29 protein-coding genes are annotated in these 26,929 nt (G+C 64.0%); 17 read left to right on the top strand and 12 right to left on the bottom strand.

What is annotated here, in order from left to right:
- Positions 1-74 precede the first annotated feature (74 nt).
- From ACP146_RS01275 to ACP146_RS01320, 10 genes are all read left to right on the top strand, one after another.
- Positions 75-1,169, top strand: a complete 1,095-nt coding sequence (locus tag ACP146_RS01275; protein WP_422364951.1) for a TRAP transporter substrate-binding protein — start codon at positions 75-77, stop codon at positions 1,167-1,169.
- A 303-nt stretch (positions 1,170-1,472) separates the two neighbouring features.
- Positions 1,473-2,036, top strand: a complete 564-nt coding sequence (locus ACP146_RS01280; RefSeq protein ID WP_422364952.1) for a cytochrome b — start codon at positions 1,473-1,475, stop codon at positions 2,034-2,036.
- Positions 2,033-2,614, top strand: a complete 582-nt coding sequence (locus tag ACP146_RS01285; RefSeq protein WP_422364953.1) for a YceI family protein — start codon at positions 2,033-2,035, stop codon at positions 2,612-2,614. Before ACP146_RS01280 ends, ACP146_RS01285 begins: the two co-directional genes overlap by 4 nt.
- A 70-nt stretch (positions 2,615-2,684) precedes the next feature.
- A complete protein-coding gene (locus ACP146_RS01290) occupies positions 2,685-3,293 on the top strand; it encodes a YceI family protein (protein WP_422364954.1) in 609 nt (202 codons plus the stop codon).
- A 369-nt stretch (positions 3,294-3,662) separates the two neighbouring features.
- Positions 3,663-4,025 carry a hypothetical protein gene (locus ACP146_RS01295; protein WP_422364955.1) on the top strand — a complete coding sequence of 121 codons (363 nt, stop codon included), beginning with the start codon at positions 3,663-3,665 and terminating at the stop codon, positions 4,023-4,025.
- Positions 4,022-4,522 (top strand): AAA family ATPase, encoded by a 501-nt coding sequence (locus ACP146_RS01300; protein WP_422364956.1) that lies wholly within the window; start codon positions 4,022-4,024, stop codon positions 4,520-4,522. The genes ACP146_RS01295 and ACP146_RS01300 overlap by 4 nt, the downstream gene beginning before the upstream one ends.
- A 59-nt stretch (positions 4,523-4,581) precedes the next feature.
- Positions 4,582-5,397 carry a helix-turn-helix domain-containing protein gene (locus tag ACP146_RS01305; protein ID WP_422364957.1) on the top strand — a complete coding sequence of 272 codons (816 nt, stop codon included), beginning with the start codon at positions 4,582-4,584 and terminating at the stop codon, positions 5,395-5,397.
- Positions 5,398-5,486: 89 nt separating this feature from the next.
- On the top strand, positions 5,487-5,933 hold the full coding sequence (locus tag ACP146_RS01310) for a VOC family protein (RefSeq protein WP_422364958.1): 447 nt from the start codon (positions 5,487-5,489) through the stop codon (positions 5,931-5,933).
- A gap of 150 nt (positions 5,934-6,083) precedes the next feature.
- Positions 6,084-7,331: an acetamidase/formamidase family protein gene (locus ACP146_RS01315; protein WP_422364959.1), complete on the top strand. Its 1,248-nt coding sequence runs from the start codon at positions 6,084-6,086 to the stop codon at positions 7,329-7,331.
- Positions 7,328-7,894, top strand: a complete 567-nt coding sequence (locus ACP146_RS01320; RefSeq protein ID WP_422364960.1) for a hypothetical protein — start codon at positions 7,328-7,330, stop codon at positions 7,892-7,894. Before ACP146_RS01315 ends, ACP146_RS01320 begins: the two co-directional genes overlap by 4 nt.
- A gap of 21 nt (positions 7,895-7,915) precedes the next feature.
- Here the strand turns inward: ACP146_RS01320 and ACP146_RS01325 are convergent, their stop codons facing one another.
- The 7 genes from ACP146_RS01325 to ACP146_RS01355 all read right to left on the bottom strand — a co-directional run bounded on the left by ACP146_RS01325 (position 7,916) and on the right by ACP146_RS01355 (position 15,566).
- The gene (locus ACP146_RS01325) at positions 7,916-8,668 is read right to left on the bottom strand and encodes a GNAT family N-acetyltransferase (RefSeq protein ID WP_422364961.1); all 753 of its coding nucleotides are present in this window, start codon (positions 8,666-8,668) and stop codon (positions 7,916-7,918) included.
- Between the two features lie 82 nt (positions 8,669-8,750).
- The gene (locus tag ACP146_RS01330) at positions 8,751-9,920 is read right to left on the bottom strand and encodes an MFS transporter (protein WP_422364962.1); all 1,170 of its coding nucleotides are present in this window, start codon (positions 9,918-9,920) and stop codon (positions 8,751-8,753) included.
- 120 nt (positions 9,921-10,040) lie between these two features.
- On the bottom strand, positions 10,041-11,189 hold the full coding sequence (locus tag ACP146_RS01335) for a substrate-binding domain-containing protein (protein ID WP_422364963.1): 1,149 nt from the start codon (positions 11,187-11,189) through the stop codon (positions 10,041-10,043).
- Between the two features lie 47 nt (positions 11,190-11,236).
- Positions 11,237-12,352: an ABC transporter permease gene (locus ACP146_RS01340; RefSeq protein ID WP_422364964.1), complete on the bottom strand. Its 1,116-nt coding sequence runs from the start codon at positions 12,350-12,352 to the stop codon at positions 11,237-11,239.
- 16 nt (positions 12,353-12,368) lie between these two features.
- On the bottom strand, positions 12,369-13,130 hold the full coding sequence (locus tag ACP146_RS01345) for an ATP-binding cassette domain-containing protein (RefSeq protein ID WP_422364965.1): 762 nt from the start codon (positions 13,128-13,130) through the stop codon (positions 12,369-12,371).
- A gap of 214 nt (positions 13,131-13,344) precedes the next feature.
- Positions 13,345-13,731, bottom strand: coding sequence for a hypothetical protein (locus tag ACP146_RS01350; RefSeq protein WP_422364966.1), 387 nt, complete (start codon positions 13,729-13,731; stop codon positions 13,345-13,347).
- Positions 13,732-13,883: 152 nt separating this feature from the next.
- Positions 13,884-15,566: an FAD-dependent oxidoreductase gene (locus tag ACP146_RS01355; protein ID WP_422364967.1), complete on the bottom strand. Its 1,683-nt coding sequence runs from the start codon at positions 15,564-15,566 to the stop codon at positions 13,884-13,886.
- A 232-nt stretch (positions 15,567-15,798) separates the two neighbouring features.
- Here ACP146_RS01355 and ACP146_RS01360 point away from each other — a divergent pair, with 232 nt between their 5' ends.
- Positions 15,799-16,674 carry a DUF4743 domain-containing protein gene (locus ACP146_RS01360; RefSeq protein WP_422364968.1) on the top strand — a complete coding sequence of 292 codons (876 nt, stop codon included), beginning with the start codon at positions 15,799-15,801 and terminating at the stop codon, positions 16,672-16,674.
- On the opposite strand, the gene ACP146_RS01365 is transcribed toward ACP146_RS01360, so the two are convergent.
- A complete protein-coding gene (locus tag ACP146_RS01365) occupies positions 16,671-18,275 on the bottom strand; it encodes a GMC family oxidoreductase (protein WP_422364969.1) in 1,605 nt (534 codons plus the stop codon). The genes ACP146_RS01360 and ACP146_RS01365 overlap by 4 nt on opposite strands.
- A 113-nt stretch (positions 18,276-18,388) precedes the next feature.
- On the opposite strand from ACP146_RS01365, the gene ACP146_RS01370 reads away from it, so the two are divergent.
- From ACP146_RS01370 to ACP146_RS01385, 4 genes are all read left to right on the top strand, one after another.
- Positions 18,389-19,624: a TRAP transporter substrate-binding protein gene (locus ACP146_RS01370; protein ID WP_422364970.1), complete on the top strand. Its 1,236-nt coding sequence runs from the start codon at positions 18,389-18,391 to the stop codon at positions 19,622-19,624.
- A 98-nt stretch (positions 19,625-19,722) separates the two neighbouring features.
- The gene (locus ACP146_RS01375) at positions 19,723-20,391 is read left to right on the top strand and encodes a TRAP transporter small permease (protein ID WP_422364971.1); all 669 of its coding nucleotides are present in this window, start codon (positions 19,723-19,725) and stop codon (positions 20,389-20,391) included.
- Between the two features lie 10 nt (positions 20,392-20,401).
- Complete coding sequence (locus tag ACP146_RS01380) at positions 20,402-21,766, top strand: TRAP transporter large permease (protein ID WP_422364972.1); 1,365 nt, start codon at positions 20,402-20,404, stop codon at positions 21,764-21,766.
- Between the two features lie 15 nt (positions 21,767-21,781).
- The gene (locus ACP146_RS01385) at positions 21,782-22,573 is read left to right on the top strand and encodes an IclR family transcriptional regulator (protein ID WP_422364973.1); all 792 of its coding nucleotides are present in this window, start codon (positions 21,782-21,784) and stop codon (positions 22,571-22,573) included.
- A gap of 41 nt (positions 22,574-22,614) precedes the next feature.
- On the opposite strand, the gene ACP146_RS01390 is transcribed toward ACP146_RS01385, so the two are convergent.
- On the bottom strand, positions 22,615-23,613 hold the full coding sequence (locus tag ACP146_RS01390) for a DUF3137 domain-containing protein (RefSeq protein ID WP_422364974.1): 999 nt from the start codon (positions 23,611-23,613) through the stop codon (positions 22,615-22,617).
- Positions 23,614-23,630: 17 nt separating this feature from the next.
- Positions 23,631-24,563 carry a tRNA glutamyl-Q(34) synthetase GluQRS gene (gluQRS, locus tag ACP146_RS01395; RefSeq protein WP_422364975.1) on the bottom strand — a complete coding sequence of 311 codons (933 nt, stop codon included), beginning with the start codon at positions 24,561-24,563 and terminating at the stop codon, positions 23,631-23,633.
- A 39-nt stretch (positions 24,564-24,602) separates the two neighbouring features.
- Here gluQRS and ACP146_RS01400 point away from each other — a divergent pair, with 39 nt between their 5' ends.
- Both ACP146_RS01400 and ACP146_RS01405 read left to right on the top strand, forming a co-directional pair.
- The gene (locus ACP146_RS01400; protein WP_422364976.1) at positions 24,603-25,295 is read left to right on the top strand and encodes a DNA-3-methyladenine glycosylase family protein; all 693 of its coding nucleotides are present in this window, start codon (positions 24,603-24,605) and stop codon (positions 25,293-25,295) included.
- A gap of 73 nt (positions 25,296-25,368) precedes the next feature.
- The gene (locus tag ACP146_RS01405) at positions 25,369-26,058 is read left to right on the top strand and encodes an alpha/beta hydrolase (protein WP_422364977.1); all 690 of its coding nucleotides are present in this window, start codon (positions 25,369-25,371) and stop codon (positions 26,056-26,058) included.
- A gap of 25 nt (positions 26,059-26,083) precedes the next feature.
- Here ACP146_RS01405 and ACP146_RS01410 read toward each other — a convergent pair whose 3' ends face one another.
- On the bottom strand, positions 26,084-26,533 hold the full coding sequence (locus ACP146_RS01410) for a hypothetical protein (protein ID WP_422364978.1): 450 nt from the start codon (positions 26,531-26,533) through the stop codon (positions 26,084-26,086).
- A 174-nt stretch (positions 26,534-26,707) separates the two neighbouring features.
- Complete coding sequence (locus tag ACP146_RS01415) at positions 26,708-26,881, bottom strand: hypothetical protein (protein WP_422364979.1); 174 nt, start codon at positions 26,879-26,881, stop codon at positions 26,708-26,710.
- Between the last annotated feature and the right edge of the window lie 48 nt (positions 26,882-26,929).

Raw genomic sequence — 26,929 nt, forward strand, 5'->3', positions numbered from 1 at the left:
CGCTAGGCTCGCGGCCAACGAGACTGCGGCGCTCTTGGGGGGCACGCAGAAGCAATCTTTGGGAGGAAACAGTTATGAAACGCCGGAGCTTTGTGAAGGGCGCGGGGATCGCCGCCGCTGCGGGAACGGCCGCCGCGACGGGGCTGGCCGCGCCGGCCATTGCCCAGGGCAAGATCGAATGGAACATGGTGATGCCCTGGCCCAAGGGTACGCCCGGCGTCGGCGTGAATGCGGAGCGCTTCGCCCAGCGTGTGATCGCCATGAGCGGTGGGCGCATCAACATCCGCACCTTCGGCGCCGGTGAACTGGTGCCGCCTTTCGAGAGTTTCGATGCGGTGCAGTCCGGCTCCGCCGACATCATGCACGGCACGCCTTATTTCTGGGTCGGCAAGTCCAAGGCCTTCAACTATTTCACCACCCTGCCTTTCGGCCTCAATGCGGTGGAGATGCCGGCCTGGCTGACCTACGGCGGCGGCCAGGAGCTTTGGGACGAGGTCTATGCCGACTTCGGGCTGAAGCCGTTTTATGCCGGCTCCAGCGGAGTCCAGGCCGGCGGCTGGTTCAAGACCGAGATCAATTCCCTCGACGACCTGCAGGGTCTGAAGATCCGCATTGCCGGCCTCGGTGGCGAGGTCATGCGGCGCATCGGTGCAGTGGTGGTGCTGCTGCCGCCGGGTGAGATCCTGCCCTCCATGCAGTCCGGCGCCATCGACGCGGCGGAGTGGATCGGCCCCTGGAACGATGTCGCCTTCGGTCTGCAGAAGGTCGCCAAGTACTACTATGTTCCGGCTTTCCATGAGCCGGGGCCGGGACTGGAGGTCGCCGTCAACAAGGCGAAGTTCGATGCCCTGCCCGCCGATCTGCAGGCCATCGTGCAGGCCGCGGCCGCGGCGACGGCGCAGGAGACCACCACCGACTTCACCTATCACAACATCCAGGCCTTCGGTCCGCTGCTGGCCGACTACGATGTCGAACTGCGGTCGTTCTCCGAAGAAATCATCGCCCGCCTGGGCGAAGTCACCCGCGAGGTCGCGGAGGAGATCGGCGCCACCGATGCGCTGACCCAGAAGATCCATGCCTCCTACATGGATTTCACCCGCAAGGCGGCGGCCTACCAGACGTCCTTCGAAGAAGCCATGCTGAGCCAGCGCGCCCAAGTCTGGTCATAGAGGGTTCTGGTCCTAAGGGGGCCGGTCTGAAACACATAGTCCCGAATTTGAGGCGGCCCGCTCGAGGCCGCCTCTTTTTTGCCCGACAGTACCCCGATTTTTCAACAGCCTGCGGGAACGATCCGGCGGTTCCTTCCGTACCTTGTCCGAGTGCGCGATTTTCAAGGCGGCGGTCGATCAAAGAAATTTGATTCAGCACCGTGGCGGTCGCGGCCCTAGGCTGAGAGCATGGGGTGTGAGGGTGGTGGCGTGACAGGCGTTGCCGGACTGGGGCTGAACTGGGGCCGGACTGGGATCGTTCGTATGCAGTTGATGAACTCGGCTGAGCGCTACGGCGTGGTGGCGCAGACGCTGCACTGGGTCACGCTGGCGCTTTTCGTCGCCATCTTCGCGCTTGCCTGGATTCAGGACGGTCTGCCGCTCTCACCCGAGAAGATCCGCCTCATCAATCTGCACAAGTCGGTCGGCGTCACCATTCTGGTTTTGGCGGTCCTGCGCCTCGCCTGGCGCTGGTTCTCGCCGCCGCCGGGTCTGCCGCCCGGCATGGCGGACTGGGAACGGCGTCTTGCCCACGCAAGCCACGTTGCGCTCTATGTCGTGCTTCTGGCCCAGCCGGTGATCGGCATTCTGCATTCCGCCGCCGCCAATTTCCCGGTGGTGGTTTTCGGGCTCTTCACCCTGCCGGCCCTTATCGGCCCCAGCCAAGAGGTGAAAGAGGTTCTGGAAAACGCCCATCACCTGCTGGCCCGTCTGATCCTTGCCCTGGTTGTGATCCATGTACTGGCGGCGCTGCGCCACCATTTCATTGTGAAGGATAGCGTGCTGACCCGCATGTTGCCGCTGATGGGGAAAGGAAGAGGTGAATGAAGGTTCTTCCGGTCGGGCTGGCGTTTCTGCTTTTCGCCCAGGCGGCTTCGCTCGCCGCCCAGGAGCCGTCTGCCTGGACCGTTGAGCAGGGCAGCCGCATCGGTTTCGTTGCCACCCAGTCCGGTGCGCCTGTGGAAGGCGCCTTTGAAGACTTCACTGCTGAGATTGCCTTCGATCCGGAAAACCTGGCGGCCAGCCGGGTCGCGGTGGTGATCCAGGTCGCCAGTGTGAACAGTCAGAGCAGCGACCGCGACGAGATGATTCGCTCGGCGCCGCTTTTCGATGCGGCGCAGTGGCCGGCCGCACGCTTTGAAGCCGAAGGATTTAACGATCTGGGCGGCGGCAGTTACGAGGCCGCGGGCAGCCTCACCCTGCGCGATGTCACCCTGCCGGTGGTGCTGCCATTCACGCTGGCCACGGAAGAACGCGACGGCAGCCTTCATGCCACGGCCAGCGGCGAACTGGCGGTGCAGCGTCTCGACTACGGCGTCGGTCAGGGTCTTTGGCAGGACACCTCCGTCGTCGGCAACGAGGTGACCATCAAGATCGATATCCAGGCCAGCCGCCCGGCCTCCTAGAGGCGGTCGATCTTCAAGCCCATCTTCAAGCCCATCTTCAAGCAACGCAGAAAAGAACGGGAGACAGCACATGAGAGTCTTGCAGAGCGTTAAGAACGGCGGCCTTGCCGCGGCCTTTACGGCGGGCCTGCTGGTATCGCCCTTGGCGATCGGCAGTGTCCAGGCGGCGGAGACCTATACCCTGGATTCCGGTCATGCCGACGTGATCTTCATGGTTAGCCATTTCGGCTATTCCGACACCATCGGCCGCATCGGCGATGTCGCGGGGACCATTACCTTCGACGAGGCGGCGGTTGAGAACTCGGCCGTCGACATCGTCATGCAGTCCGCGAGCCTGGACACCAATCACACCAAGCGCGACGAACATCTGAAGAGCGCCGACTTCTTCAATGTGGCGGAACACCCCACCATCACCTTCAAGAGCACCGGCATCGCCAAGACCGGCGACAACACCGGCACGCTCACCGGAGACCTTACCCTGCTGGGTGTGACTAAGCCGGTCACCTTGGATGTCACCTTTAACCTGAAGGCACCCCATCCCATCCTGACAGGAAAGGAGGCTGTGGGTTTCTCGGCAAAGGGCAGCATCAAGCGCACCGACTTCGGCATGGCCACCTATGCACCGGCCATCGGCGACGATGTCGAACTGATCATCGAGGTCGAGGCGCTGGAACCCTAGCAGGCTCCTGAAAAAGTCGAGCTTCGGGTCGGACATGCTTCGAGACGGCCTTGCAGGCCTCCTCAGCATGAGGGCGGTCGCTCCAAGGCCTCGCCTCACCCTGAGGAGGTCCGAAGGACCGTCTCGAAGGGTGGACGGCCACATCTCCGGTGGTTAACGCGCCCGGTTTGCCGGGCTTTCGGGCGTGAGGTTATGGCCTGGTTGACTTTCCCGGCCCGATCCGCTCTGATCCCGGGGTTATGGAAAGCGTTCGTCTGATCGGCATTGCCATTCGAATTACGGACCCGGCGCCCAGAGGGTAGCCGGGCATAGCCCATTATCATCTTGGGCGCCTTCGATTTTGGTGATGACCGTTTCAGGGGACAGACAGTGTCCGCTTCCATGCCTTCCCTATCTCAAGACAACACCGGACTTGCCGCGCCTGCCGTTGCGCCGGTCTACTGCTTTTCCATCCTGGCCGAGGCCGAACCCGGCGTCATGCCGCGGGTGCTGGAGCTTTTCGCCAAGCGCGGCCTGGTACCGACCCGCTGGCACAGCGACGTGACCGGCCCGACAGGCCGCGACCTTGCCATCGATATCCAGATCGACGGCTTGGACGTCCAGACCGGCGACTACATCGCCCGCTGTTTGCGGCAGGTCTATCAGGTGCTGACGGTACTGACCTCTCAAAAGCATGTGGGCCAGAAGCACACGGGTCAAAAGCACATGAGACCGAAACCCTCCGGCCGATGACACGCGCATCGCCGGTACTGCACCTGTTCTGCGGCAAGGTCGCGGCGGGGAAGTCGACGCTTGCCCGCCAACTGGCTTCTGCCTCGGGGGCGCTTCTTCTCAGCGAAGACGACTGGCTTTCGCGCCTCTACCCGGATGAGATCCACTCGCTCGCCGGCTACGCCCGCTGTTCGGGCCGTCTGCGATCCGCGCTGGGCGATCATCTGCAGGCGCTGCTCGGTGCCGGGCATTCGGTGGTGCTGGATTTCCCTGCCAATACGGTTCCGGTCCGGCGCTGGATGCGGGGTCTGTTCGAAGGCGCCGGCGCGGATCACAAGCTGCATCTTCTCGATGCGCCGGATGCGCTCTGCAAGGCGCGGCTGCGGGAACGCAACCGAGCTGGTTGCCATGTCTTCGCGCCCGGCGAGGCGGACTATGACCGGATCACACGCCACTTCGTGCCACCGGCGCCGGACGAAGGGTTCAAACTCCTGGTCCACCCGGTACCGTCGGGCTGAAACTCCCCAAAGCGGTTTCGATCCTGTATTCTGACGGTGAACAACCGCCGGATGTCACCATGCCGCTCAGCCGCCCGCCGAAAGACCTGTTGCGACCCTTCGTCCGGCAACTTTGGGTGTCGGACGGGGGCGGGGCGCGGTCGGGTGGTTCGGGCCGGGAGATGATGCTGCCCAGCGTTTCGCCGCATCTGGTGCTGCGGCTGGCGGAGAACCCGCTGCGGATTTTCTGGAATCGCGACGATGCCGAGGGTTTCACGGTCAGCGCGGCGGTGATCGGCGGCCCGCGCAGCGCGCCTTATGTGAAAGACACTTCGCAGCCGGTGGCGACTGTCGGCGCCGTGCTGACGCCGGGGGCCGCCGGTCTGCTGCTTGGGGCGCCTGCGAAGCAGTTCTCCGGCCGCCACACTGCGCTTGAGGACGTCTGGGGGGTGGCACCGGTGGCCGAACTGCGCCAGCGGATGTGGGCGGCCCGCTCGGCGTCCTGCCGGCTCGATCTCTTCGAAGCGGCCTTGGTGGCGCGCCTGCCGCGGCTGCGGGGCATCGATCCGATGATCGCCCGGGCCTTGGCCGGCTTTGAGGCCGGCGCATCGGTCGGCGCGGTCGTCGGACAGAGCGATTACAGTCACCGTCACTTCGTACGGCGTTTCACCGAGAGCGTCGGCCTGAAACCCAAGACCTATTGCCGCCTGCTGCGCTTCGGGCGGGTTCTCGACCGTTTGGCAGCCGGGCCGAGCGAAACTGCCGCCGATCTGGCGGCAGAAGCCGGTTACGCCGATCAGGCTCACCTTACGCGGGAATTTCGCCGTTTTGCCGACCTCTCGCCGGGGCGCTATCGCCGCATGGCACCGCGTTTCGCCCGCCACGTCGCGCTCTGAGATGGCAAGCCAAGGTCAGATTTCTTCAAGACAGCGACGCCGTCTTTGGGGAAGGATTGGCCAAGCCTTCCAACGCAAGGGGAACCGCCATGGCGATCCACGAACTCTTCGTTTACTTGACAGCCAGTCCGGCTGAGCAGGCTGCGGCCTATTACAAAGATATCTTCGGCGCGACGGAAAAGTTCCGCCTTGTCGAACCGGGCGGGCGCATCGGTCATCTGGAACTGCTGATCGGCGGTACGACGCTGATGCTCTCCGATGCTTTTCCCGAGTGTGATGTTCACGCGCCCAAGGTCGATGCCCCCCACACCTTCTCCATTCACCTCCACGTCGACGATGCGGACGCCCTGATCGATCGTGCGGTGGCTGCCGGCGCCGGTCTGCTGAGACCGCCAGAGGACCATTTCTACGGCGAACGCTCCGGCACCCTGCGCGATCCCTTTGGCTATGACTGGCTGATCGGTCATAGCATCGAAGCGGTCACGCCCGAAGAGATGCAGCGCCGCTACACGGAGATGCTGTCGGCAGGGCAATGAAGACGGCCGTTTGCCTCGAACAAAGCCCGGCCTACCGATCCGCAGCGCTAGCTGCTAGTCTTCTGTCTTGATGGGGTGGGATTGAAGCATCCCTCTGCAACACGCCGGATAGAAGCTCTACGAACAAACCGGCGAGACAGGAGGCGGATCATGAGAGTGTTTTTCGTTCTGTGCAGCGCGGTTTTGTGGGGCTTTGCTGGAACTGCTGCGGCTGATACCACGGATTCCAAATGGCAGACGCGGGTGGTCATCGAAAAGCAGGGCGACCACTGCGTTGACGACCCAAACTGTTTCAACCGCTATCACCCGGATATCCCGGCGGTTGTCCGCGCCAATCCCGGCGACATGATCATCTATCACACCCGCGATGCCTTGGATTCCGACCTGACGCTCGATTCCAATGCCGACGATCTGGCGGCGGTGGACCTGAACTTCGTTCACCCCATGACCGGGCCGGTTCACATCGAGGGTGCTGAGCGCGGCGACGTGATTGCCGTCACCCTGGTCGATATCGAACCGGACGAGTACGGCTACACCGTTATCGTGCCCGGCTTCGGTTTCCTGCGGGACATCTATACCGAACCCCATCTGGTGAACTGGAAACTGAGTCGCACCCATGCCGTCTCTGACCAGATGCCCGGCGTCAAGGTGCCCTACGAAGCTTTCATGGGCTCTGTCGGCGTCATGCCGGGCCAGAGCGAAGTCGAAAGCTGGCTGGAGCGGGAGAGGCTGTTGGGGGAGGCCGGCGGTATCGCTCTGCCGCCGCAGCCGATCGGCGGGCTGCCCTCGGCGATCTGCGGCCCCGAAGGCTCAGCTAAGGATCAGTGCCTGCGTACTATCCCGCCGCGCGAGAACGGCGGCAACATGGACGTGCAGCAAATGCAGATCGGCACCACCCTGCTGCTGCCGTGTTTCATCGACGGCTGTGGCCTCTTCGTCGGCGATGTGCACTTCGCCCAGGGTGACGGCGAGGTCTCCGGCACCGCCATTGAAACCGGTGCGGTGGTCACCGTAACCGTCGATATCCGCAAGGGAGAAGGCGCCGTCATCACGGGGCCGGAGGTCGAAGGCGGCACGCAGATCAAGGAGATCGAACCCTCCAAGTTCTATCAGACCATCGGCCTGCCCCTGAAAGCGGCGGGGGAGATTCCGCCGACCCATACCTATCTGGAAAGCGAGAAGATCGCCGACCTCACCAACCTTTCCGAGGATCTGGTGGTGGCCGCGCGCGATGCGCTGATCAAGATGATCGACTATATCCAGCGCAAGCACGGCCTCACCGCCGAGCAGGCCTACATCCTGGCGAGTGTCGCGGTGGACCTGCGCATCGGGCAGGTCGTCGACGTGCCGAACTACGTCGTCACCGCGGTGCTGAACGAAGACGTCTTCGAGGAGTGAGCAGCGGTCAAACCCGGCGCCGCTTACTCGGCCTGGCATTGCGCCTGGGCGCCGGCGCCGGCGCGGCCCTGCTGCTCAGCGGCCACACGCCCTATGGGCAATGGGTCGTCTATCGCAAGAAGCACCTACTGATCGGTTGCCATAAGACCGACCCCGGGGCTTACGAACTGGCCAAGCAGGTGGTGGCGGAGCTTGAAGCACACCTGCCGGCGGCCAAGTCGCGGGTTGCCCGTGCGCCCCATGCCGGGCGGCTCGCCAGCCTCTTGGCCACCGCGCAGATGGATGTTGCGACCCTGAGCAAAGCGGAAGCCGCTGCCATGCAAGAAGGCAGTGGCGACTTTGCGCCCTACGGTGCCGTCGCCCTGCGTTTGCTGCTGCCGCTGGGTGACCGGCTTCTGGTCGCCCGGTCGGACTTTCCCGAGCGCCATGCCTGGCTGGTGACGGCGGCCCTGGCCGGAACCGAACTGGCGCCTGACGTCGAAACTGCGGAAGTCAGTGCGGTGCCGTGGCATCCCGGCAGCCGCGCCTTCCTGGAAGGCCGCCCTGAACCGGCCAGCGACTGATCTCCGCAAAGGGGATGACGGTCAGTTGCTGCGGCGCTTTCGGCGGTAGTGATAGCGGTAAAGCTCCGTTGAGAAGCCGAGGGAGCGATAGAGCGCCAGGGCCGCAGGATTGTCGGCCACGACCTGCAGGCAAGCCGCCTCGGCGCCCTGCGTTGCGGCCCAGTCCAGAAGCTTGCCGACGGTCCGTCTGCCGTAGCCGCGCTGCCGTGCGTCGGGATCGGTGGCGACGGACTCAATGACCGCAAGGTTCCGGTGGACGACGCCATAGGCGATAGAGACGATCGCGTCGCCCTGACGTGTGGCGGCAAAGGCGCGTGGCAGCATGATGGAGTCCAGCATCGTTTCGTAGACCTGGGTTTCCTCTTCATCGGCCGCAGTCAGTCTGGCCCGGGTCGCCAGCCATTCCTTTGGCGGCTCGGCCGTCAACTCAACCGATTCCGTTGCCGGGCGCCGGTTCGCAGAGTCGTTGAACAGGGTCAATGTATTGCCTTCCGCCGCATAGCCGAGATCGGCAAGCGGTCTGTCCGTTTCCTCGGCAATGGAAAGAACCCTGAAAACAGTATCCCGGCCGAGACTGGTATAGGCCGCTTCGGCGGTGTCGAGGATTGCCGCCAGTTCGCGCCGGCCGCTTCTCAGCGGGTTGACCGAGTTGGTGCGGCGCGTCACGCCGCCGGATGCGCGCAGCAGCCAGCCATCGCATATCAGCTGCCTTGGCGACGGCCAGGCAGCCATGCAGGCCTCTTCGGCCCGCCAGTTCAATTCACCTTGTTCCATTTGCCGGCCCTTCCAGACTGCCTATCGCCGTTTGTCGAGGGTTCGCGTCTTTTCCCGCGGGCAAAGCTGTCCGGTCAAGCGGTCACTTCATCGCCTGCAGGCGGGCCATGGCGACGATGCCGAAGGCAGGGCCGAGGGCGAGGGCGAAGAGCACCGGCGGCCAGCCGAAGGCCGATGCCAGCGCCGGGGTCGCCTGCACGGTGAAGATGGTCAGTGTGAAGCCGAGGGCGGTCTGAAAGGTCATCAGGCTGCCGGCCTGTTCCGGCGGTGCCGCATCGGCAACCAGGGCGGAGAACTGTGCCGAATCCGGGATGATGCTGATGCCCCAGACCACCACCACCACAACCGTCAGCCAGACCGGTCCGCCGAAGGTAAGCCCGGCGGCGACGGCGGCGCTGCCGCTCACCGCCATGGCCAGCAGGGCGACCCGGGCCTTGCCGATTCTGTCCGCCGCCTTGCCGGCCACCACGCAGGCCAGGGCGCCGGCCCCGATGGCGGTGAAGGCGGTAATCTTGGACAGCCGCTCGGCTTCGGGCAGCGGCAGGCTGGCGCTGAAGGAGGCGGCGGTCATCGCCGCGACCCAGGCCCACATGGCATAAAGCTCCCACATATGGCCGAGGTAACCGGCGTAGGCGAGGCGCACCCGGCGGTTGGTCCAGGCCTTGACGATGACGCTGGGGTCGAAGCGGGCGGCCTTGCCGTGATAGGGCCCCAGGGCGATCCCCAGGCAGCCGAGTCCGGCAAAGACAGAGGCGAGAGAGGCGATGGCGACGGTGGCGCGCCAATCGGCACCGCCGCTGAGCGCGATCAGATAGGGCGAGGCCGAGCCGAGGGCGAGAGCGCCGACCAGGATGCCCACCAGAAAGCCGCGGTCGTCCTTGCCCCAGCCCACGGCGATCTTCATGCCGACCGGATAGACCCCGGCGAGCAGAGCACCGGTGACGAAGCGGGCGGTGATGGCGAGCAGGCTGCCCGGGCTGACGATCAGCAGCAGCGCGTTGACCGCGCCGGCGGTGATGGCGCAGAGGGCGAAGACGCGGCGTGGGTCGTAGCGGTCGGCGAGATTGAAAATCGCCGAGATCAGGGCCCCGGCGACGAAGCCGCCCTGCACGGCACTCGACAGGGCAGCCTGGCGGAAGGACGACACCTCGACCTCGCGCAGCATCTCCGGCAGCACCGCCGCCGAGACGAACCACAAGGCCATGGCCGCCAGCTCGGTGATCAGCAGCAGTGTGATGGAGCGAAGTTTCATGCCGCGACAGTGGTAAAGGACGCGGCCTGATTAGTCGACGTTGCTATTTTTTCCGAGGCGACTCCGCGGAAAACCGCTCACCAGGAGGAGCGATCTTCCGCGGCTGGTTGTCGAGACGGCTCAGCGCTTCAGCTTGCCGACGCCGGAGAAGCGGAAGGCCTCTTTCTCCAGGGCGTCGATTTCCTCCAGGCTCAACTGGTCGTGGGCGACGGTGATACGGCCAAGGAACACCAGGGGCAATTCTTCGGCGCGGCCTTCCATATGGGCCTTGATGGCCTCGGCGGTGGCGGCGCCGACGTCATCGCCCATGCGCATCGGCGTGGCGTTCAACTCGCCCCGGCGGATGGCGTCCAGCTCCAGGCCGGTGCCGCCCCAGCCGGTGGAGAAGATTTCCTTGTGCTTTTCGGCGGCGACCTGGGCTTCGACCGAGCCCATGGCCATGGCGGTGTTGGCGTTGTGGATCACCGTCGCCTCGGGATAGGCCTGCAGGATCAGATTTGTGCCGTCGAAGCCGCCCTCGCGCTGATACTCGCCATAGTGCTCGTAGGCGATGCTCCAGCCGCCTTTTTCCATCACGCAGTCCTTGAAGTCGCCGGAGCGCTGGTTGTCGGTGACGCCAGGAATGCCGCGGTTCATGGCAATGGTGATGTCCTTGCCGAGGCGGTCGAGCATGTAGTTGCAGATGACCTGGGCGCCGTAGGCCGAGGAGAAATCGAACCAGGCGGCGGGCTGGGTCTCGAACTGCTTCAGCGGCGTATGAAAAGCCCAGACGTAGGTCAGGAAGCCGTCGTTCTGCGACAGCTTCTCGATGTTGTCGGCCTGGGTCGCCAGTTCCGAGGGGCCGAAGATCACGTAGTCGTAGAGATCGGCATCCTGTTCGACCTGGGTGGCATAGGTCGCCTGCAGGGAGTGCTCGATCTGGCGCGAGGCAAACTCGGTGGTGTTGTAGTCGATGCCGAGTTGCTCCAGGCGCTTGGTGAGCGCGAGGTAGTTGCGTGCCCAGAAATCGGAAACATCGGCGGACGGATAGATCAGCGCAATCTCGATGGCGCGGTCCTGGGTACCGCTGAACTTCACGGCCTCGCCGCCGGTGGCGGCCTGAAGGGCCTCCAGCTTGCCGGGCGCGTTCACCTGTTCGGGCAGCCAGTGATCGCGCTCGGCATCGCCGGGCAGCGGCTTCAGCGGCAGGTCGGCGGCAAGGGCGGCGGTTGCCATGAAGGTCGAGGCAGCCAAAGCCAGACCAACGGCGGTCATCGTATGGTTTTTCATTTTCGTTCCTCCCAGGGGGTTGGGTTCTTGGTTTTTGTTATCGGTGTTCAGCCGCTCGGGACCGATCCGGTCGAGAGCGCAAAGCCGAGGGCTGACAGCAGCGCCAGCAGGGCGACCAGCGCGCCGCCCAGTTTCATGACCTTCATGTTGTCCGGCGTGGTGAGACTGCTCATCAGGCCCCGCGCGCCGTCGCGGTCTTTTTTCTGCAGCCAGGTGTAGAAGGCGACGGAGAGAATGATGACGACGCCGGAGGCGACCGACTGCCAGAAGAATTCGATGCGCAGGGTCACCAGGGCGTTGATCATCATCGACAGCAGCAACACCCCGGCGAGCGAACCCAGCATGTAAGCGCGGCCGCCGAAGAGGGAGGTGCCGCCGACCACCACCGCGGCGATGACATGCAGATTGAAGTAGGGGGCAGAGGTCGCCTGGATGGCGTTCAGCTTGCCGGTCAGCATGACGCCCGCGAGGCCGGCCATGGCGCCCATCAGCACGTAGGCGTAGACCTTGTAGCGGTCGATGGCGATGCCGGTCATCTCAGCGGATTCGGGGTTGGAGCCGATGGCGATGGAGTAACGCCCGAACCAGCTGCGGCGCAGCAGCAGGGCGCCGATGACGAAGGCGGCGAGGCCGATCAGTACCGGGACCGGCAGGAAGCCGGGGATACGCCCGCGGCCGATTTCGGTGATCAGGTCCGGGAAACGCGCCAGCACCAGGCCTTTGGCGAGCACCAGGGCAAAGCCGCGGTAGACCAGATCCATGGCCAGGGTGCCGATCAGGTCGGGCACCCGGAACTTGGTGATGACGAGGCCGTTGATCAGGCCGAAGGAGCCGCCGATGGCGAGCGCCAAAGGCACGGCGACCCAGGCGGGAAAGCCGTACTCCTTGATGGCGAAGGCCATGATGATGCCGGTCAGTGCGGCGACCGAGCCGATTGAAAGGTCGATGCCGCGCTGGGTGATGACAAAGGTCATGGCCATGGCCATGGGCATGTAGAGCGCGGCTTCGAGCAGGATGATGTTGAGGTTGGAAGCGCGGAAATAGCGCGCCGGTTCGACGAGGGCCATGAACAGCATGATCATGGCGATCATGGCCAGCGGGCCGATGATGGCGAGGTAGGGTTCCAGGCGTTCCTGAAGGCCGCGGGGCGCCGTGTCGGTCATTGTCGTCTCCCTGTCCCTAGGCCGCTTCCGCGGCGCCGACGATCAGCCCCAAGACTTCCTGCTTCGTCGACTCGGCCGTCTTGACGACGCCGGCGGAACGCCCGCGGCGCATCACCTGGATCCGGTCCGATACGGCAAAGACGTCGTCCAGGGAGTGGGAAATCAGGATGATCGCCAGGCCCTCCTCGCGCAGCACCTGGATCAGCTTCAGGGTACGGGCGGTTTCCTGCGGGCCCAGAGCCGCCGTCGGCTCGTCCATCACCAGGACGCGCAGGTCGGCGTGATAGACGGCGCGGGCGATGGCGACCGCTTGACGCTGGCCGCCGGAGAGCGACTCGGCCGGCGCGTCCATGCTTTTCAGACGCACCCCAAGCCGGTCGAGCAGTACCCGCTCCGCCTCCGAGCGCATCTTTTTGTTGTCGAGGAAAGGCAGGCCGAGAATGCGTTTTGTCAGCTCGGAGCCGAGAAACATGTTGGCCGCCGGGTCGAGATGGTCGGCCAGCGCAAGGGTCTGATAGACCGCGTCGATGCCCAGGGCGATGGCGTCGGAATGACTGCTCATGGCGAGCGTCTTGCCGTCCATCTGAATCGATCCCTGGGTCGGCTGGTAGACGCCGGTCAGGATCTTGATCAGGGTCGACTTGCCGGCGCCGTTGTCGCCGACGATGGCCAGCACCTCGCCCGGATAGGCGTCGAGATCGACATCCTGCAGCGCCGTCACCCCGCCAAAGCGCTTGGTGACGCTGCGCATCGCGATGATGGGCTTCCTGTCGGACATTCCAAACCCTCCCAGCCCGGTCCTTCTTTCTGTTGCGGCCCATGAGAGGAGGGCCGCGCCGGGTGGGACGGCGGACGCCGTCTTTCAAACCGGGAGAAGCTTACCGGTGATGTTATCGGCTTCAAGTGTTATCGATAACATTAGAAGAGTCAATGATGGTGAAACCGCGTTTGCCGGCTGTGTTAGCGGCTGTATCGGTTCCGGAAGGGAATGCTCAGGACGGCGCGTGCTCCCGCAGGGCGGCGGCCACCGCATCACGCAGATCGCGATCCTCATCGGCGCCCCCAGCGATCCCGAGCACGCGGTAGTCGACCCCGCTGTCCAGATGCGCGGCTCGCTCGGCGCGGGCGAGCATGCCGGGCTTGCCGATCAATTCGCCGACGCAGTGGCGGATCGCGGCACTGGGCGGCTCGCTCTCCTCGCCGAACAACTCCTGCCAGACCATGCGGACGTAAAGCGCGCAGTGGTGCGCGAGCAGCGCCTGTTCGCGGGTGGTGCAGGCCGAAGCGAGGTCTTCCAGGCCCCAGCCGCGCAGCCGATCCAGTTGAAAAGCCGCGGCGGTGCCCGGTTCGCCGATGTTGGGAAGGTCCTTATAATCCATCTTGCTCTCCTCCTCTTTCGTGTCCGCTCCAGAGTCTTTCACGTTTTGACGGCACCGGCCTACACTCCTTCCCGGACACCCAACGCCATTATCCTATGGGTGGCCGGGAGGGGGAGTGGGCTGGAACCGCTTCGGCGTCAGTCGAAAAAGCTCTAGGCCGCGTCGCTCTCCGCCAGAACCTGATGGAGGAACTGGACGGAGATCGATCCCTCGCCGACGGCCGAGGCCACGCGCTTCACCGAACCGGAGCGCGCATCGCCGACCGCGAAGACACCGGGCTGGCTGGTCTCCAGCACATAAGGCGCCCGCTCCAGCGGCCAGTCGCTGCCGGCTTGCGGTCCGGTGCAGACGAAGCCGCGCTCGTCCAGCTTCACGCAGTCGCCGAGCCACTCCGTGTTGGGGCTGGCCCCGATCATCAGAAAGAGGTTGGAGATTTCGCGTTTTTCTTTGGCCTCGCTTTCCCGGTTGCGCCAGTTCATAGCCTCCAGATAACGGGTGCCCTCAAGCGCGGTGATCTCGGTATTGCGGTGAAGGGTAATGCGTGGCGAGGCGTCGATGCGCCCGACGAGGTAGTCGGACATGCTGGCGGCCAGACTGTCGCTGCGGATCAGCATATGCACATGGGCGGCGTGGCGCGACAGGAAGACGGCGGCCTGTCCGGCCGAGTTGCCGCCGCCGACCACCACCACTTCCTCGTTACGGCAGAGATCGGCTTCCAGCGCCGTGGCGGCATAGTGGATGCCGCTGCCTTCATAGTTTTCCAGGTTGTCCAGATCGAGGCGGCGATAGGCGGCGCCGGAAGCGACCACGACGCTCCAGCAGCGAAAGGTGCCGCCGTCTTCGGTACGCAATGTGAAGGGCCGCTCGCTGCAGTCGAGCGACACCACCTTGCGCGGGATCGAAATCACGGCGCCGAACTTCTGCGCCTGTACCTGGGCCCGCCCTGCCAACGCCTGCCCGGAGATTCCGGTCGGGAAGCCGAGATAGTTCTCGATTTTGGAGCTGGTGGCCGCTTGCCCGCCCGGCGCCTCGCTTTCCAGGACCAGGGTGTTCAAGCCCTCCGAGGCGGCATAGACCGCGGCAGCAAGGCCCGAGGGTCCGCCGCCGACGACAATCACATCGCAGGGCGTCGAGCCTTCCGGTTCCTCGAACAGGCCGAGATGCTTGGCGAGGGCCAGGTTTGAGGGATTGTGTTGATTGTCTTCGCCGGCGTTGAAGACCACCGGCAGCTTTGACGGGTCGCAGCCGTGGGCCTTCAGCAGTTCGGCGGCCTCCGCATCTTCGCTGTCGACAACGCGGTGCGGATAGCCGTTGCGCCGCAGAAAGCGGGCGACCCGCAGCGTATCGCGATCACGGCGCTTGCCGACGACGATCACGCCGCCCTGGGTTTCCTGGATCAGGCCGACGCGGCGCAGGATCAGGGCGCGGGTGATGATCTCGCCGATGTCCGGCTCCGCCGTCAGCAGCCTGCGCAGTTGGGCGCGGTTCAGCCGCAGCACCTCGCCGTCGGCGCCCATGCGTCCGCCGACCAGGATCTTGCGGTCGTTGAACAGATCGAGCTCGCCGGTGAAACCGCAGGCCTCGTGTACGGTAATGACAGACTCGCCCTCGCGCGCCGGATCGGTGATCTCGATGTTGCCGTCCAGGATCAGGAAGCAGTCGACACTGCGGTCGCCGCGCGAGAACAGAACGGTATTCTTCTTCAGCTTCTCGCGCTTGCCGAAGCGCAGAGCGCGGTCGATCTGCTCAGCGGTCAGTTTCGGAAAGATCTGTGCCCTGCGTGAATAGGCATCGGTCGGTGTGCCGGCGTCTTCGACGGTTTTCGATTCGACCATTTCTCGGTTTTGCTCCTGTTCGGGGGATGTTTGTTTTTTTGGCGCGGCCCGGTTGGCGCATCTTGCTGCGTCACTTTAGCGAACGCTTAACGGCGTGCGGTTGCATCCGGCCCAGGGGATGTGGTGCGCCGGCCGCGCGCAGGCAAGGGTTTTGCCGTTCCGCTGCGGGTGTTGCCGGACGGCTTTACGAAAGACGTGGCGTTCTTTTGTGTCGGCGATTAGGGTCCGCGCCATGAGCTATTTGGATCGTATTCGCGCCTGCCATGTCTGGGCGCCGGAGGATGTCCGGCCCTTCGTGCTGGAGGGCGAAGCCGGGATACCGGCGGACCGGCCGCTCGGCTGGGTCGCCGCAGACTTTGCCCGCCGCCTGCGCGACTTTCCGAAGGTCTTCGATGTTTCGGACGATGCCGTTGTGCTGCCGGCACGCTATGGCGATTTCGAAACGCGCAGCGCCGTTCTACAAGAGGTGATGTGGGACCTGCATCAACAAGGCGAGATTCCGCGCTGGCGCAATGAGGACTACGGCGTCAGCCGACGCTGGGGCGAAAAGGTTCTGTTCAGGATGGAACGGGCGGCGGTGCCGCTGCTGGGGCTGCCGGCCTACGGCGTTCATGTGAACGGCTATGTCGAATCATCGCAAGGGCTGCAGCTTTGGGTCGGCCGGCGCTCCAAACACAAGACCCTGGCGCCGGGCAAGCTCGATCATCTGGTCGCCGGCGGCCAGCCCTTCGGCCTCAGCCTGCGAGAGAACGTGATCAAGGAAGCGGGCGAGGAAGCCAGTATCCCGCCGGAACTGGCCGGGCGCGCGAAGCCCGTGGGGGCCTTGCGCTACCTCTGTGCGATGCCGGAGGGCCGGCGCAACGATGTCCTGTTCTGCTACGATCTCGCCCTGCCGGCGGACTTCGTGCCGCGGCCCGGCGACGATGAGGTCGAGGCGTTTTTCCTCTGGCCGATGGACAAAGTACTTCGGCATCTGCGCGAGACCGAAGACTTCAAATTCAACGTCGCTCTGGTGATTATCGACTTTGCGCTGCGTCACGGCATTCTGACGCCCGACGACGAGCCGGCGTATCAGGCCATCGTCGAAAGTCTCTCAGACGGTTTCTAGGCGCGCGCGTCGGCCAGCACCAGGTCGCTGGCCTTCTCGCCGATCATGATGGCCGGGGCATTGGTGTTGCCGGAGACGATCTCCGGCATGATCGAGCAGTCGGCGACCCGAAGCCCCTGAACCCCATGCACCCGCAACCGGGCATCGACGACGGCTTGCGGGTCCGGGCCCATTTTGCAGGTGCCGGTCGGGTGATAGATCGTCGTCGCCGTGTCGCGCACCCATTTCAGCAGAGCCTCGTCGCCCTCGACCCCTGAAGCCGGACTGTGGCTGCTGGCGATCTTGCTGGATAGCGGCGCCTGCTTTGCGATGCGCCGTGCGACCTTGACGCCTTCGACAATGGTCTGCCGGTCCGTCTCCGTCGCCAGGTAATTCGGATGGATCGTCGGATAGGTCGCGGCCTGATTGTCTTTCAGCCGGATTTCCCCACGGCTTTCGGGCCGCAACTGGCAGACCGACATGGTGAAGGCGGAGAAGGGGTGCACGCCTTCGCCCGGGCTGTCGGCCGACCAGGGCTGGATATGAAACTGGATGTCCGGGGTCTCCAGTTCGGGCCGGGTCTTCAGGAAACCGGTGGCGAGGCTGGCGGCCATAGTCATCGGGCCGGCGCGGAACATCAGGTACTTCAGGCCGATGCGCATCTTGTTGTAAAGGCTGCGCACCTCATCGTTCAGTGTCGGCTCGTTGCACTTGTAGACAAGCCGCGCCTGCAGGTGGTCCTGCAGGTTCTTCCCCACTCCCGGCAACTCGGCCAGCACGTCGATGCCGTTGTCCTTCAACTGGCTTGCCTCGCCGATCCCGGAGAGCATGAGGATCTGCGGAGAGCCGATGGCGCCGGAGGACAGGATGATCTCGCCCTTCGCCCGCACCACCTGTTCGCTGCCCGCTTTGTTGCGATAGGCGACGCCGACCGCCCGCTTGCCTTCAAAGACGATCCGGGTGGTGTGGGCCCGGGTGATGATCTGCAGGTTCTCCCGCTTCTTCACCGGGTTGAGGTAGGCAACCGCCGCCGAACAGCGGCGGCCCTTGCGGGCGGTCAGTTGGAAGTAGCCGACGCCCTCCTGCTCGGCGCCGTTGTAGTCGGTGTTGAAGGGATAGCCTTCGTTCTGCGCTGCGGCGACCCAGGAATCGCAGATCGGCCGCTTCAGCCGCATGTTGGAAACCGTGAGCGGGCCGCCGGTGCCGTGATAGTCGTCGGCGCCGCGCTCCTGGTCTTCGGCGCGCTTGAACAGCGGCAGCACGTCGTCCCAGCTCCATCCCGGATTGCCCATCTGGCGCCAGCGGTCGTAGTCCTGCGCCTGGCCGCGCACATAGAGCAGACCGTTCAGCGAGGAGGAGCCGCCCAGCACCTTGCCGCGCGGCCAGTCGAGACGGCGGCCGTTCAGACCCGGGTCCGGCTCGGTCATATAGCACCAGTCGACGCTGGGGTTATGCATGGTCTTGAAGTAGCCGACCGGGATATGGATCCAGGGATTGATATCGCGGCCGCCGGCTTCCAGAAGGACGACGCGGTTCTTGGGATCGGCGCTCAGCCGGTTTGCAAGAACGCAACCCGCCGAGCCGGCCCCTACCACGATATAATCGGCTTCCAACGCAACCATTTAGTGTGCATTCTCCCAAGATACCGATTTTACTTTTTGATATATTCATCGTAGGATGCTTTTTTTGAGACTACAAGTCTCATTTTCTAATAAAACTAAATAGGGAGGAAAAAATGAAGGTTTCTGAGGCGCTTAGTCGCATATCGCGACGCGATCTGTTCAAGCTCACTGGCCAGTTCGGGCTTAGCTCAACTCTGTTTGCGGCCGGCACCCTCGGTGGCGCGGTCAGCGTCGCTTCTTTGGCCAAGGCCGCTGAATCGACCTACAACAAGCGCTTCGCCAAGGAAGCCAAACACACGCTGAAACTCGGCGCTGCTGGCTTCAACCCCCGCAATCTGCTGATCGAGCGCGCCGGCGTGTTGGAGTTCGCACGCGATCTGGAAGAACGCACCGAAGGCGAGATCCGCGTCGAGTTCATCGGCGACAACCAGATCTGCGGCCAGCTCAACTGTGTTGAAAAGGCGCAGCTTGGCATCGTCGACATGTATGCCGCCTCGACCCAGAATTCGGCCGGCGGTGCGCCCTACCTGAACGTCCTCGACTACGCCTACATGTTCCCGAGCCGGGCCTCGCAGTACTACTTCCTCTACAGCCCGGAGAGTCAGAGGATCCTGCGTGACCCCTTCGAGAAGCGTCACGGCCTGAAGTTCCTGTTCTCCCACGCCGAATTGCGCGGCATCCAGCTGGGCCTCCAGGCGCAGGAAAAGCCGACGGTCACCAAGCTGGAAGAGCTGTTCGGCACCAAGAATCGCGTCACGGGCACGCAGCTCGGCCGTATCGCGATGCAGCTTCTCAACCTCAACCCGGTTCCGGTTGCCTGGGAAGAGACGCTGGACGGATTGAAGCAGGGCCTCATTGACGGCGCCGAGACCTGGGCTTCGGCGGTTGCTTATGCCAACATGTCGCCGGTGGTTTCGCAGTCGGTCGACCTGAAGTTCTTCTGCGGCACCGAACATACCGCCATGTCGGCCAAGGTTTTCGATGGGCTGGAGCCGCACCTGCAGGACGCGGTGATGGAAGCGGCCTATCTGACACAGGTCCATGTGCAGGCGGCCAACGAGGCGGCCCTGGTCAACACGGTCGGTTACTCCGACCCGCAGCTTCCCGATACCATCTTCGCCCAGAACGATGTCCGCGTAGCCTTCCTGGCGGACGACCAGATCAAGATGGCCGAAGAGATGTGCTCGCCGGAGTACAATCCCGAGCCCTGGGCGCAGTGGCGCGAGCGTCTCAACAACTGGTCCGGTGGCATCGATACCTACACCGATATCTACAACGTTGCCCGCGAAATCCCCGCCGATATGAAGGCGGAGAATGTCGAGCCGCGACGCTGGTGGCGTTCTGCCTGATTATCGGCAAAGATAACGAGGCGACTCCGGGGGGAGTCGCCTCGTTATAACAAAGAGCAGGAAGCCGGCTCGAACCGGCTCCGCGGGAGGAAAGCCAGATGGGGACCCTTTTTGCCGAATCCGGCGAGATTATCAGCGCAGTTTTCTCGAATGATGCCTGGATGATCAGCCAGGCGATGCGCGGCAACGGCGTCTGGTTGCTGGGCTTCTTCGTGACCTTGATCGGCGGCGGCGCCGTTCTGGCCGTTTACCGCTACGTACCGCTCATCGATCGCCACCTGGAACGCAGCGTGATGGTCTGGACCTATCTGATTATCGGCGCGATCATCTTCGTCGAGGTGTTCCGGCGTTTCATCCTGAACGAACAGGTGCCCTGGTCGACCACACTGCCGCCTTTCCTCTTTCTGATCATGACCTGGTTCGGGTGTTCCTATAACGTGCGTCTGCGGACCCATCTGGCCTTCAACGAGTTCCGCATGAACCTGCCGCGCAGTGGCCAGATGTTCTGCCTCGCCCTCGATGCCTTGCTCTGGCTGGTGCTTTGCTGGATCGTTGTCGTCACCTCGACGAAGGTTGCCGCCAATTCGGCCGCCAACTTCCAGATCCTGCTCGGCACCGATGATGTGCTTCAATGGTGGTTCCTCATTACCGTTCCCATCAGTTTCATTCTGATGGCGGCGCGGGTGCTGGAAAACCTGCTGGAGGACATCGGCAACTATCGCTCCGGCGCGCCGCTGATCGAACAAGCCGTCATCGGCGGGGATTGAGGAGAGCAAGATGACTGACGGAACCTGGGTCACCCTCATCTCCATCGGCGTAACGCTGCTCTTCATGTTCGGGGTGCCGGTCTTCCTGGTGATCGCCTATTGGGTGATCGGCTGCAGCTTTGTGCTGGGCATGACGCTGGACAACATCGGCGCGGCTTTGTCCGACGTCTTTACCGACGGTTTCGCGCTGCTGGCGATGCCGCTTTTCATTCTCACCGGCGATCTGATCAACAAGTCCGGTATCGCCCGAAGACTGTCTGACTTCGCCTATTCCTGTCTCGGCTGGCTGCGCGGCGGTCTGGCCATGGCCAGCATCGGCGCCTGCGGCCTCTTTGCGGCGATCTCCGGCTCGAACTCCGCCACCACGGCGACCATCGGTTCGATGCTGCACCCCGAGATGGTCAAGGGCGGTTATGACGAGCGCTTCTCAGCGGCAACCGCTGCCGCCGGCGGCACGGTGGGTATCATCATCCCGCCGTCGATCATCTTCATCGTCTACGGCTTCCTGATGAACCTGCCGATTTCGGATCTCTTCGTGGCCGGCATCATTCCCGGTGCGATGATGGTTATCGGCATGCAGTTGGCCTGCTGGATCATCTGCCGGATCAACGGCTGGGGACACCTGATCCAACTGCAGGTGAGCCGTGTTCTGAAAACCGCTTTCGGCGCCTGGCTCGGGTTCTTTGCCATCGGACTGGTTCTCTGGGGCATCTACACCGGCAAGTTCTCACCGACCGAAGCGGCCGGCGTCACCGTCGGCTTCTGCATCATCGTCGGCGTGGTCTCGTTGCCGCTCTATCGGCTCATGGGCTCGATGGATCCGGACCGCCCGGTCGCGGAAAAAGGCTACAGCGAGATGCTTGTCGTCGAAGGGTTCAAGCTGACCGAGATCCCTTCGATCACCATGCGCTCGGCGCAGATCACCGGCATTCTCGCGCCCTTGATCGCCGTCTCCGTGGTGATGCAGCAGATTCTCTCATTGCTGGGTGCGCAGCAGGTCATCGGTGATTTCGTGACCGGCATGGGCGGCTATCACGCGGTGCTGTTCACGGCAATGGCGATCGTCTTCGTCTCCGGGATGATTCTCGAGAGTCTGCCGGTGACCATTATCCTGGCGCCGATTCTGGCGCCGATTGCCGCTTCGGTTGGCATCGACCCCATCCACTTCTCGGTGATCTTCCTGGTCGGCGCTTCGATCGGCTTTGTAACGCCGCCCTATGGATTGAATCTCTATGTTGCAAGCGGCGTGACCGGCGTTCCCTATTTCCGATTGTTGAAGTTCATTCTGCCCTACCTGGGTTCCTTGATCGCTGTCTGGATCGTCGTCGCACTGACGCCGGAGCTGGCAACGTTCTTGTTGCCGAACCGGGGGTGACGGGGAGGCGTCTCGGTGAAAGTCGTGGAGTTGAATACGAAGAACGATACGATCCCGACCAACCTTCGCCTGCTCTTGATTCTGGAGGAGATTTCCCGGGTTGGCATACCGATAACCCCGACTGAGCTGAACGCTCAGTTGGGCTTGCCGAAGCCGACAATTCACCGCCTTTTTGCCACGCTCGAAGCGGAGGGTTTTCTGCAGCGCGATGTCGACGGGCGTTCCTACACCCCCGGCAGCCGGCTGAGAAAGCTCTCGACCAACGTTCTCTCGTCGCTTCGTGTCCGCACCGCCCGCCTCTCCGTGCTCAATGCGCTGGCCGAGAAGATCGGCGAGACCTGTAACATCACCTTGCCCGATCGCGAAGGCATGCTTTATCTCGACCGCGTCGAGACCAAGTGGCCACTGCGTATTCAGCTGCCGGTCGGCACCATGGTGCCATTCCATTGCACCGCCAGCGGGAAGCTTTACCTGAGCAGCCTGCCCAAGACGGCGCGCAATACCTTGCTGACCAATCTCAGCCTGGCTGCCAGGACACCGAACACCATCACCGATGTCACGCTGTTGAATGGCGCTTTGGATCGCATACGAGCCGACAAGATCGGCACGGATGATGAGGAGTTCCTCGACGGCATGGTCGCGGTTGCGGTGCCGGTCAACGACTCCGAAGGCCGGCTTTTTGCCACGCTCGCGGTGCACGCGCCGCGTCTGCGCATGTCACTCGACGATGCGAAGGCCCATATCCCGGTGCTACGGGAGGCCGCTAACCAGCTTGCGGCCCTGACCGACGCCCGCCAGCAGGACTGAGCCCGGCAGACATTAGACCGAAAGGACTGGGAACTGAGTGCCTAAAGCCCCAGTGCCGGGCGCTCGCCGTGCAGGGTATCGATCAGCCTGTGGGGCAGGGTGAACTCGGCGGCAAGACGGCGGACGTCCTCTTCGGCGTGGTCCAGGGAGCGGTGCAGCCGCCCGATCTCGAAGAGATTGCGGTCCTGCGGAATGGCGATCAGGAAGCGTCCGTCCATGAAGGCGCAGTTGAGCGCTTTCCGGCCCACCATGTTGGTGATGGCCAGCAGCGAATCGAGAAACGCAGGCTGCAGCAGGACAAGGGCTTCATCCGGTTGATCGCTGTAGACCTGATAGCGCTCTTCGAAAGCCTCGTGATCCAGCGGTACCGGCGAGAGATTTGTCAGTTTGTCGCGCAGCAAATCGACCGCCCAGTTGCCCAGGCTGCCTTTGTCGGCGACCAGGAGCACACTGCAGGAGAATGCGCGCGGCACTGAGATCTCGCAGAGTAGGCCGCTGAAGACCTTGCGGCTCTTGCGCTTGCCGCTGCTGCGCCGGCTCTGTCTGAGCCGCGCCTCGACCATGCGAAAGTCCGTATCGCGGTAGCGGCCGACAATCAGGTCCTCGAGCTTTGCCCGGTTGAAGCCGGTGATCACGCCGCTGCTTGTGAAACGCGACAACTCGAAGCCTTTGCCCGGGTCGCGGTGATATTCGATGCCCCCAAGGAAACGGCGCAGCGGTTCCACCACCAGGTCCCGCAGAGCCGAGCGGTGTTTTCGGCCCGGCGCCCGCACGAAGTAGAATCCGGCCAGCAAACCGGTGACGGCGACCAGAACGGCCAAGAGGATCTGGCCGCTCCAGGCGACGGCGATGCCTGCAACAACGGCGATGACAAAAGCAAGGCCGGCGGCCCGTGTATAGCTTGCGCGCAGCCGTTCCTTACGGGCTTCTTCCAGTTCCGGCAGCCCCGGCGCGATCTCCTCGGCGAAGAAATCGGCAAAGCTGCGCCCGTCGTCCATCTTGCTCCCCGTGTCGTCTATCTTGCTCACAGAGTCGTCCATTGCTGTTGTTCCTCAAATCAACCGGCTGAACCGATCTCCTCCGGCAGGCCGGTCATGGCGATCACTGCTTCGGCGCTGTGGCCGGCGGCGCGCAGGCTGCGGATCGAAAGAGCGTCGTGGCGTTTGGCCAGGCGCTTGCCGTTTTCGTCGGTCAGCAGACGGTGATGATGATAGTCCGGCACCGGCAGGTCCAGCAGGTGCTGCAGCAGGCGGTGAACATGGCTGGCTTCGAAGAGGTCTTCGCCGCGGGTCACCAGGGTGATTCCCTGGGCCGCGTCGTCGACCACCACCGACAGATGATAGCTTGCCGCGACGTCCTTGCGGGTGATCACCACATCGCCCTGGGGCCGGGGGTCGCAGGTTTGGGTGCCGCGTGTCCGGTCGTGCCAGGTGAGGCGCGCGCCCTGTTCGGCTTCCGCCATGGCCAGCGCTTTCTCGGTATCGAGGCGAAGGGCATGGGCCTCGCCGGCGGCAATGCGCCGGGCGCGCGTGTCCGCGTCCAGTGCCCGGCAAGTGCCGGGGTAGACCGTCTCGCCGGGGCCGTGCGGGGCGGCGCCGGCGCGGGCGATTTCCGCAGCGATGTCCTTGCGGGTGCAGAAACAGGGATAGATTACGCCGCCTGCCTGCAGGCGTTCGACCGCCAGGGCATAGTCGCCTTGGCATTCGGACTGGCGGCGCAAGGGCTGTGCCCAACTGAGGCCGAGCCAGGCGAGGTCTTCGAAGATGGCGGCCTCGAACGCGGGTCGCGCGCGCTCGATGTCGATATCGTCGATGCGCAGCAGGAAGCGGCCGCCACGCGCCTCTGCGGCATGGGCGGTGAACAGCGCCGAGTAGGCATGGCCCAGATGCAGATAGCCGCTGGGCGAGGGCGCAAAGCGCGTGATTTCGGCCCGGGATGAGTTTTTGCCCGGAGATGCGCTTTCGGCCGGAGATACATTTTCAGCGGTCATGCGATTGGCCCTAAGGCTTTAGGGCGCTAAAGTCCAGCCATGATCCCAAAACAAGAAGCAACGCAAGCGCCCGAAGCAGAGCAGGGGCCGCCCCCCGACGAGCGGTTGCGCCCGGCCATGGAAGCACTGGCGCAGTGCGATGCAGACATGGCGGCGGCCTATGCACGCTGCGGCCTGCCGCCGGAGCGCAGCAGCGAACCGGGCTTTGCCGGCCTGATCCGCATGATTGCCGGCCAGCAGGTCTCGGTGCAGTCGGCCCGCGCCATCGTGACCCGCCTGGAGGAGAAAGCCGACCCGCTGACGGCCGAAGAGTTTCTGCGCCTTAACGAAGACGACCTGAAAGCGGTCGGCTTCAGCCGGCCCAAGATGCGCTACGGCCGTATCCTGGCTGAGGAGATCGTCGGCGGCGGTCTCGACATCGACGGCCTGGTGGCGCTGGACGATGCCGCGGCAATCGCCGCCCTGACCCGGATCAAGGGCATCGGGCCCTGGACCGCGGAGATCTATCTGCTCTTTGCCCTCGGCCGGCCGGATGTCTGGCCGGTCGACGATCTGGCGCTCTGTATCGCGGCCCAGCACCTGAAGGGCCTGGCGGAGCGCCCGGACCGCAAGGCGATGTTGACTTTGGGCGAGCCATGGCGTCCCTTCCGCAGCGCGGCGGCGCGCTTTCTCTGGCATCTCTACCGTCATCCCGGCGTTGCCCTGGGCCGCGGGGTCAAGCGCAGCGCCTGAATCCGTCTCCGGTCAGGAGACCTGCAGCAAACCATTGACCGGGATCAGACCGGCAAGAGGAGACAACAGCGCGATGCAATCCCCCGAAAGCGGCCTGGAACTCGACGGCCCGCGTCATGATCCCGAATCCGGCGAGCCGGCGGTTGGCCTGATTGTGTTGCTGCACGGGCTGGGGGCGGACGGCAACGATCTGATCTCGCTGGCGCCGATGCTGGCGCCGGTGCTGCCGGGCGTCGCTTTCGTGTCGCCCCATGCCCCCTTTCCCTGCGACATGGCACCCATGGGGCGGCAGTGGTTCAGTCTCCAGGACTATTCGGACGAGGCGATCCTGGTGGGCGTGCAGAAGGTTGCGCCGATCCTGAACGCCTTTCTCGATGCGGAACTGGCCAAGCGCGGCCTGCAGGAGAACCAGATGGCGCTGCTGGGATTTTCCCAGGGCACCATGACCGCGCTGCACGTGGCCCTGCGCCGGCCACGGCCCTGTGCTGCCGTAATCGGGTTTTCAGGCGCCCTGGTGAAACCGGCGTTGCTGGCTGATGAACTCGTCAGCCGGCCGCCGGTCACCCTGATCCATGGTGAAGCAGACCCCGTGGTGCCTTTCCCCGCCCTGCCCGCGGCGGAGGCGGCGCTCAAGGCCAAGGGCGTGCCGGTCAGCGTGCTCGCGCGGCCGGGCCTGCAGCATGGGATCGATCAGGAAGGACTGGAGTTCGCCGTCCTGGCGCTGCACCGCCACCTTGTCGCTGGGAACGGCGGCCCGGCCTGATCCGCTCCGGCCTGATCCGCTCCGGTCAGAGCGCCTGAAGTTCGGCGCCCCAAACCCCGTTTGCGCTTTGGACTCTCGTTCCTTCGCGCCTGAGATCGCCCCGATCCTGAGAGTGTTGCTGCGATGCCGGTTGTGCCTGGGGCGCCGGTTCCCGCTCATCCTGGGTTTGAGGCTCCCGTCTCAGGCTTGCGGGTTCGAAGACCTCGTAGAGCTTCGAGGCCGGGACCGAGATCGCCTTGCCGGCCGTCGCCGCTTCGATCTTTGAACACAGCAGGCGTCCGGCAATGACCGCTTCTTCCTCGCCCTCCCAGAGGCAGAGAACGGCGTATTCGCCGTAGCGCTTGTCGCAGAAGTAGGTGGCGGACTGATAGCCCGGCAGCTTCTCCATCTCCGACGACAGCAGGCCGGCGAAGTCTTCGGCACTGGTGTGATCGTCCGGTCTGATTGTCAGCATGATCAAGCGTGCATACATCATTCGTCACCCCTCTGACGCACTGAGCCTGTCGCCGCTGGCCCTTTTCGGGCCGGCGCCCGGTTTTCACCGCAGGCGTGCTTTTGCTTTGGTTGGTTTGTTGTGATGGCCGCCCCAGGATGGGCGGTTTCACCTCCGCGTACCGCCGCTCAGGCGGGCTTCCTTCTGTCCCGCCGCTCAGGCGGCTCGGTACTCCCCAGTCGCCGGTTCTTGCGCGCCGGCATTTCCGGCAACAGGCAGTGCAGCCTGCCAGGGCCCTATGGTCTGACGGTCTTCCACGCGCTGTTCGGTCTTCGCGGCGTCGACTTCCTCATAGCTTCTGAGGCGGCGTGTCAGGTAGGGGCTGGGCATCTGCCTTCTCCAATCTGGTGAATTGCCTCCCGTTCCCATAACAAAGGT

This window comes from Pelagibius sp., from assembly GCF_965249265.1.
Taxonomy (GTDB): Bacteria; Pseudomonadota; Alphaproteobacteria; order Kiloniellales; family Kiloniellaceae; genus Pelagibius.